This is a genomic window from Frankia sp. CcWB2 (assembly GCF_977927585.1).
In genome coordinates this window covers 3,730-11,402 of record NZ_CDWRCM010000146.1, presented here as the reverse complement: position 1 = coordinate 11,402, position 7,673 = coordinate 3,730, and the positions used below count along the sequence as shown (strand labels likewise).

General features: G+C 72.0%; 7 protein-coding genes. 1 reads left to right on the top strand and 6 read right to left on the bottom strand.

Translation table 11 applies throughout. The features are described from left to right. The first annotated feature begins 129 nt into the window (after nucleotides 1–129). Nucleotides 130–840, top strand: coding sequence for an ACT domain-containing protein (locus ACY45C_RS15215; RefSeq protein ID WP_462188255.1), 711 nt, complete (start codon nucleotides 130–132; stop codon nucleotides 838–840). Between the two features lie 20 nt (nucleotides 841–860). On the opposite strand, the gene ligA is transcribed toward ACY45C_RS15215, so the two are convergent. From ligA to ACY45C_RS15185, 6 genes are all read right to left on the bottom strand, one after another. Continuing rightward, nucleotides 861–2,990, bottom strand: a complete 2,130-nt coding sequence (gene ligA / locus ACY45C_RS15210) for an NAD-dependent DNA ligase LigA (protein ID WP_462188254.1) — start codon at nucleotides 2,988–2,990, stop codon at nucleotides 861–863. Continuing rightward, nucleotides 2,987–4,090 (bottom strand): methionine synthase, encoded by a 1,104-nt coding sequence (locus ACY45C_RS15205; RefSeq protein WP_462188253.1) that lies wholly within the window; start codon nucleotides 4,088–4,090, stop codon nucleotides 2,987–2,989. The genes ligA and ACY45C_RS15205 overlap by 4 nt, the downstream gene beginning before the upstream one ends. Before the next feature lie 90 nt (nucleotides 4,091–4,180). Beyond that, nucleotides 4,181–5,239: a tRNA 2-thiouridine(34) synthase MnmA gene (gene mnmA / locus ACY45C_RS15200; protein ID WP_462188252.1), complete on the bottom strand. Its 1,059-nt coding sequence runs from the start codon at nucleotides 5,237–5,239 to the stop codon at nucleotides 4,181–4,183. A 79-nt stretch (nucleotides 5,240–5,318) separates the two neighbouring features. Continuing rightward, nucleotides 5,319–6,539 carry a cysteine desulfurase family protein gene (locus ACY45C_RS15195; RefSeq protein WP_462188251.1) on the bottom strand — a complete coding sequence of 407 codons (1,221 nt, stop codon included), beginning with the start codon at nucleotides 6,537–6,539 and terminating at the stop codon, nucleotides 5,319–5,321. Between the two features lie 77 nt (nucleotides 6,540–6,616). After that, nucleotides 6,617–7,123, bottom strand: a complete 507-nt coding sequence (locus tag ACY45C_RS15190; protein ID WP_462188250.1) for a MarR family winged helix-turn-helix transcriptional regulator — start codon at nucleotides 7,121–7,123, stop codon at nucleotides 6,617–6,619. 202 nt (nucleotides 7,124–7,325) lie between these two features. After that, the coding region (locus tag ACY45C_RS15185; protein ID WP_462188249.1) for a methylmalonyl-CoA mutase family protein at nucleotides 7,326–7,673 on the bottom strand (348 nt) is incomplete at its 5' end.

The window sequence follows — 7,673 nt, the reverse complement described above, 5'->3', positions numbered from 1 at the left end:
GGAGTACTAGGCCGCCCTTCGGGGTTTCCGTCACCTCGCCTTCGGCGAGGTTCCTGGGGGAGGCGCCGGCCGGCGGGGGCGTTATCTTCACGTGACCGGTCGGCCATCCCGCCGACATGCCCTTTGCGCATGCTCAGCTACATGTCGTACCTGCTTCGCCTCATGCTGCCGGACCGCCCGGGAACGCTCGGCGCAGTGGCCACGGCCCTGGGCAGGGCGAGCATCGACATCGTCAGCATCACCGTCGTCGAGCGCACCGCCGACGGAGCCGTGGACGATCTGCTCGTGCTCCTGCCACCGGGCGGCCTCGCCGATCGCGTCCTCACCGCCGCCCAGTCGGTTCCGGGCGTGATCGTCGAGTCGCTTCGGCCGTTTCTCGCCGACGGGGGCGGTGTCGGCAACGACCTCGACCTGGTGGACGCCCTGACCGATCGGCCGCACGACGCCGCGACGACCCTGACGGACCTCGCGCCCGGCGTCTTCCACGCCGACTGGGCGATGCTGCTGGAGCACGTCGGGCCGGATGACGTCCGGGTCCGGGAGACCTCGGTGGGCGCTCCGGCCCTCGGTGGGGACGATCTCGGTGTCCCTGAACGGGTCCGGTTACCCCTGCCCTGGCTGCCGCTGGAACGGGCGCGGCGGATCGGGGCCGAGGATGGCGCCTTCCCGCCTCACTGGCGGGCGGTCAGCATGGAACTCGCCGCGGCCCCGGTCGGCGGCGACCGGCTGGTGATCCTGGTCGGGCGGCCCGGCGGCCCCCGGTTCCGCTCCTCCGAGATCGACCGGCTGGCCCATCTGGCGGGCATCGCCGCGAGCCTGACCAGGACGGGCCGTTTCTGAGTGGGGGAGCCTTCCCCACGTTATTCCACCGGGGTCTCGGCCTTCTCGGGACCGTCCACGGGAACGGCGAGCTTGCTGGCCGCGTCGACCCCCTGCGCCAGCAGAACGGCGAATCCGGCCTCGTCCAGCATGGGGATCCTGAGACTGCGCGCCTTGTCGTACTTCGAGGCCCCTGGATCCGTGCCGACGACGACGGCGGTGGTCTTCCTGCTCACCGAGCCGGTGACCTTGCCGCCGCGCGCCTCGACCGCCTCCTTGGCCGAGTCGCGGCTCCAGTCGGTGAGCGTGCCGGTGATGACGACGGTGACGCCGTCGAGGGGACGTGGGCCCTCCTCCGCGCCGACGTCGGCGAGCCGTGCCCCGCCGGCGGCGATCCTGGCGAGGATGTCGCGGTGCCGCTCATCGGCGAACCAGTCGACCACCGCGCCGGCGATCTTCGGACCGACCCCTTCGACCGCGGCGAGGTCCTCGGCCGGCGTGGCGGCGATCGCTTCCAGCGACCGCAGTTCCCGGGCGAGCGCCCGCGCCGCCGTGGGCCCGACGTGGCGGATCGACAGGCCGACCAGCAGCCGCCAGAGCGGCCGGTGCCGCGCGGCCTCGACCCCCCGCAGAATCTGGTCGATCTTCTTCTGCGCGAACCCGCGCAGCCCCTCGAAGGACTCGGGCGTCAGGTGGAAGATGTCGCCGATGTCACGCACCCGGCCCGCCTCGAGCAGGGCGGTCGCCGTCTCATACCCGAGCCCGTCGATGTCCATCGCCCCCCGGGAGGCGAAATGGAAGATCGACTCCCGCAGCTGCGCGGGACAGGAGACGGTGTTCGGGCAACGGATGTCGACCTCACCCTCGGACCGCACCAGCTCGGTGCCGCACTCCGGGCAGCGCGTGGGCATCACGAAGGCCCGCTCGGAACCGTCCCGCAGGTCGACGACCGGGCCGACGATCTCCGGGATGACGTCCCCGGCCTTGCGCAGGACGACCGTGTCCCCGATGAGCACCCCCTTGCGGCCGACCTCATCGATGTTGTGCAGGGTCGCGAGGCCCACCGTGGACCCGGCGACCAGGACCGGCTCCAGCTCCCCGAAGGGGGTCACCCGGCCGGTGCGGCCCACGTTCACCCGGATATCGCGCAGCTTGGTCGTGACCTCCTCCGGTGGATACTTGTAGGCCACCGCCCAGCGGGGGGACTTCGAGGTGGAGCCCAACCGGCGTTGCAGGGCGAACGAGTCGACCTTGACGACCACTCCGTCGATCTCGTGCACCACGCCGTGGCGCGCATCGCCCCACCGGTGCACGTAGTCCAGCACGCCGGGCACCGCCGCCAGGACCTCGAAGTGGGTGGCGACGGGCAGCCCGAGCTCCGCGAAGCGGGCATAGGCCGCCGACTGGGACGTGGCCTCGAAGCCGCGCTGCGCGCCCAGGCCATGGACAATCATCTCCAGCGGCCGGGTGGCGGTGACCCGGGGATCCTTCTGCCGCAGGGATCCGGCCGCGGCGTTACGCGGGTTCGCGAACGGTTTGCCCCCCGCGGCCACCAGCCCGGCGTTGAGCTCGGCGAACTTCGCGGTCGGGAAGAAGACCTCGCCCCGCACCTCCAGCAGCTCGGGCACCCGCGGCCCGCGCAGCCGCACCGGCACGCTCGCCAGGGTGCGGATGTTGGGGGTGATGTCCTCCCCCGTCCGGCCGTCGCCGCGCGTCGCGGCACGCACCAGGTAACCGTCCTCGTAGACGAGGTCCACGGCAAGCCCGTCGATCTTCAGCTCGCAGAGCCAGGCGTCGACCTCGCTTTCCCGGGCCACGCGCGCCGCCCACTGGTGGAACTCGTCGTCGTCGAAGACGTTGTCCAGGGACAGCATCCGTTCGAGATGCTCGACCGGGGTGAACAGGGTCGAGTAGGAACCGACCACCTTCTGCGTCGGCGAGTCCGGCGTGCGCAGGTCGGGATGCCGCTCCTCCAGCGCGGCGAGCTCCGCCATCAACCGGTCGTACTCGGCATCGGAGATCGTCGGGGAGTCGAGCACGTAGTAGCGGTACGCGTGCTCGTCGAGCTCGCGGGCGAGGCTGGCGGCGCGGGCCCGCTCGTCCGCCGAAGCCGCCGCCGAAGCCACGCCGGATTCGTCGGCTGTACCGGCCGTGCCGGTTGTCGCGCTCACGACGGCGCGTCGACCAGAACCCGCCCCGCCTTCCGGCAGTGGCGCATCACCGTCCTGGCATCGTCCGTTCCCAGGCCCGCCAGGCCACAGGTCGACGTCACGGCGACCACCTCCCCGAGCTGCTCGGGCCGGAATCCCAACCGGCTCCACAGTGCGATGACGGGTTCGACCGTACGGCGGGCATCCGACAACTTCGGTGCGGCCGACACAGCCCGTCCGGCTGCACCAGCCGGTGCGGCCGGTCCAGTCGGTGAAATCGGCGCGGCCGGTGAAATCGGCCTGGTGGGGACGAGACCCGCCATCAACCGCACTCCGGCCTCCACGATCTCGCCGACGGCGTCGTCCTCGGCCTGGGTGAGCGCGGTGACGTCGAGACCGACGAAGTCCACGCCCGCCGCGCGCAACGCCGCCAGCGGCACCGCGGGAGCGCAGCAGTGCACCCCGACTCCGCCGGTCGCCGGCAGCGCCCGCAGGCCACCGAGCAGGATCCGCAGCCGCTCCACGACCAAGCCCTCCTCGACCGCGGGCAGCACCGAGAACCCGCTCGGAGTGCGGATCCGGCCCGCGAGCACCGCCGGCAGCGATGGCTCGTCGAACTGGACCAGGATCCGCGCCCCCGGGACGCGCTGGGCGATCTGTTCGACCTGTTCGACGAGCCCCGCGGCCAGTGCGTCGGCGATGTCACGGGTCGCGCCGGTATCTGACAACGCCTTGTGCCCGCGGGGAAGCTCCAGCTCGGCCGCCAGCGTCCACGGGCCGGTCGCGGCAATCTTGAAGGGTCCCGCGTAGCCGGCGGCGACCTCCGTCAACGCGTCCAGGTCGCGTTCGAGCAGATCCCGTGACCGGCGCAGGTCCAGGCCGGGTCGGGGAACCAGCCGCCAGCCGGCCGGCTGAAGGTCCACCGGCATGTCGACGAGGATCGCCGCCGCCCGCCCGACCATCGCACCCCCGGGTCCCCTGGCCGGCAGTTCGGGCAGATACGGCAGGTCCGGCAGCTCGTCGAAGACCAGCTTGACGGCCTGGGCCGCATCCGTTCCCGGCAGCGAGCCCACCCCGGTGGCCGCGCCGGCCGGCCACATCCGTGCAGCGTCAGTACTCATGTCTTGACATCTTCCGGGAGTCCGCGGGAGATCCCCGGCCACGTCCGCTCCGGGCCCGCTCCGTCGACGGCCCGCCGACCAGGCGCCCGGCTAACCACCGGTAGTGCGGATGTGCCCTCCGCCAAGCACCCGGTCACCGTCGTACAGCACCACCGCCTGGCCGGCGGCCGTGCCGCGGACCGGCGTCGTCAGCGTCACGACGAGCTCCTCGCCGCGCGCCTGCGCCACCGCCGGTACCACCCCGCCGTGCGCCCGCACCTGGGCCAGACATGATACGGCCCCCTCGTGCGGCCAGACCGCCCGGTCCGCCACGAGTCGGCGCACGTCGAGCGCCTCGGCCGGTCCGACGGTGACCGTCGACGTCACCGGGGAGATGTCCAGCACATAGCGCGGCCGGCCGTCTGAGGCCGGCCGCCCGAGCTTCAGCCCGCGACGCTGACCCACGGTGAAGGCGTAGGCGCCGTCATGGTGCCCGAGCGTCTGCCCAGTCGTCGCATCGATGACCGGACCCGGCCGCGGGCCGAGCCGCTCGCGCAACCAGCCACCGGTGTCCCCATGCGAGATGAAACAGATGTCGTGGCTGTCCGGCTTGTCCGCAACGGCGAGGCGACGCTCGGCCGCTTCTACCCGCACCTGGGCCTTGGTGGAATCCCCGAGCGGGAACCGCGCGGCGGCGAGCTGCTCGGGACGCAGCGTTCCCAGGACGTAGGACTGGTCCTTGTCCGGATCCACCGAGCGGCGCAGGGTGCCGTCCGGATCGAGCCGGGCGTGGTGCCCGGTGACGACGGCGTCGAAGCCGAGCGCGAGGGCCTTGTCGAGTACGGCCGCGAACTTGATGCGCTCGTTGCAGCGCACGCAGGGGTTGGGCGTGCGACCGGCCGCGTAGGACTCGACGAACTCCTCGATGACGTCGGTCTCGAACCGGTCCGCGAGATCCCAGACGTAGAACGGGATGCCGAGGATGTCGGCGGCCCGCCGGGCGTCCCGGGCGTCCTCGATGGTGCAGCAGCCGCGGGCTCCGGTCCGGTCCGACTCCGGCGAGCGCGACAACGCCAGATGCACCCCGGTAACGTCGTGACCGGCGTCGACCGCCCGGGCGGCGGCGACGGCGGAGTCGACCCCGCCGGACATCGCGGCGAGCACCCGCATCAGACCATCACCTCCCCGAATCTCCGCCGAACCTCAGGGAACCACGTGGACGGGAGCGAGGCATCATGGGCATCGCATCTCAGGTGCCGCTCAGGCTGCCGCTCGTGCCGGCCAGCGCCCCCGCACGGCTCGCCCGCTCGACGACCGGCCCGATCGCCGCGACCAGCGCGTCGACGTCGCAGGCCCGTGAGGTGTGCCCGAGGGAGAACCGCAGCGATCCGCGGGCGTGTGCCTCATCCGCTCCCATCGCGAGCAACACGTGCGACGGCCTCGCCACTCCGGCGGAGCAGGCCGAGCCGGTGGAACACTCGATCCCCCAGGCATCGAGCAGCATCAGCAGCGAGTCTCCCTCGCAGCCGGGGAAGGTCAGATGGGCGTTTCCCGGCAGCCGGTGCGGCCCTGGACCGCCGCCGTCCCCGAGCAGCGGGGCGCCGTTGAGCACCGTCTCCGGGACCTCCGCCCGGACCCGGCGCACCAGGTCGTCACGCAGGGCCGCCAGCCGGACGCTCTCCTGCGGCGCCTCGGCGCACGCCTTTGCCGCGGCCGCCGCGAACGCCGCCACCCCGGCCGTGTTCAGCGTTCCGGACCGGATGTCGCGCTCCTGACCGCCGCCGTGGGTCAGCGGCTCCATCGCCAATCCCCGGCGCACCACCAGGGCACCGACACCGATCGGCCCCCCGATCTTGTGCGCGCTGACCGTGATGGCGTCGGGGCCCTCGTCGGTGACGGCGATCGGGATCTGGCCGAACGCCTGCACGGCATCGGTGTGGAAGGGCACGCCGTGACGGTGCGCGATCGTCGCGAGCTCGGCAATCGGCTGAACGGTGCCGACCTCGCTGTTCGCCCACATCACCGACACGACGGCCACCGAGTCCGGATCCCGGTCGAGGGCGGCGGCGAGGGTGTCCGGATGCACGGTTCCCGCGGCATCGACCGCGAGCAGCTCGACCTCGGCATCCTGCGCCCGGCCGAGCCAGTCGGCGGTGTCCAGGACGGCCCGGTGCTCGACGGCGCTGACCAGTACCCGCCGCCGGCCCGGTTCGGCCCGGCGGCGTGACCAGTACAGACCCTTCAGGGCGAGGTTGTCACTTTCGGTACCGCCTCCGGTGAACACCACGTCGGACGGGCGGGCGCCCAGCACTCCGGCGAGCGTCTCGCGGGACTCCTCGACGATGCGGCGGGCACGGCGGCCACTGGCATGCAGAGACGAGGCATTGCCGGTATCGGCAAGCACCGCGGTGTACGCGGCGAGCGATTCCGGTCGCATCGGCGTCGTCGCCCCGTGGTCGAGGTAGGTCACAGCTTTAGAGGGTAGTCGCGGACGGGCCGACGGCGACGGGAGAGCGGATCACACCGATCTCCGGGGCGACCGTCGGATCAGAAGTCGCCGGCGGCCCGGCGCAGATCGGTCAGCAGGTCGATGAGCGTGCGCACCCCGCCGTCACCCAGCCCGGGATCGGCGAAGACGGTGTCGTTGAGCTTCTCGGTCGCGGCCATGGCAGTGGCCCGGCCCTCCTCGGTGATCTTCGCGAGAATCGCCCGCCGGTCCGTAGGATGCGGGGTACGCCGCACCTGCCCCCTCGCCTCCAACCGGTCGACCGCGCTGGTGACGCTGGTCGGATGGACCTGCAGCCGACTTCCGATCTTGTTGAGGGGCAGCGATCCGGCCCGACTGAACATCAACAGCATCAGCAGCTCATAGCGCGCGAAGGTCAGGTCGAGGGGGCGCAGGACCTCGTCAACCCGGGCGAGGACGATCTGCTGCGCCCGCATCAGGGAGGTGACCGCTGCCATGCCGTCCGCGGCCGCCCCCCAGCCGTGGGCAGTCCAGTGCCGATGGGCCTCCGCTATGGGGTCGGTTGGCAACGGTTTCGGGGTGGCCACGACTTGTCGACGCTCCTGCACTTCATGGGACGGTTCCCGCCCGGCCTGGCAGCCGGGGACCGTCGCGGCGGGCAGCGTCCATTGCACCCCAGGACGGACGCGCTGGCAAAGATTCATGCGTACCCGGAGATTGCCGCGGCGCCCGGCGCACCGACCAGCGTAACGCCGATCGATGTAACGGCGGGCGCCACCCGGGACATAATCAGACGTTACGGCGATACTGCCCACCCACGTCGAAGAATGCCTGGGAGATCTGCCCGAGGGAGCAGACGCGGACCGCCTCCATCAGCGCCGCGAACGTGTTCCCCCCGCTCCTGGCGACCTCCCGCAGATGTTCCAGGGCGGCGCCCGCCTCGGCGCCGTGCCGGCGGTGGAACTCCTCCAGCCGAGTGAGCTGAGATTGCTTCTCCTCCTCCGTGGCCCGCGCGAGCTCCATCGGACCTCCCTCGGAGTCGGGATCGGTGCCGGCCGACTCGGGCCGCAGGAACGTGTTCACCCCGATGATCGGCAGGGTGCCGTCGTGCTTGCGCCGCTCGTACAGCATCGACTC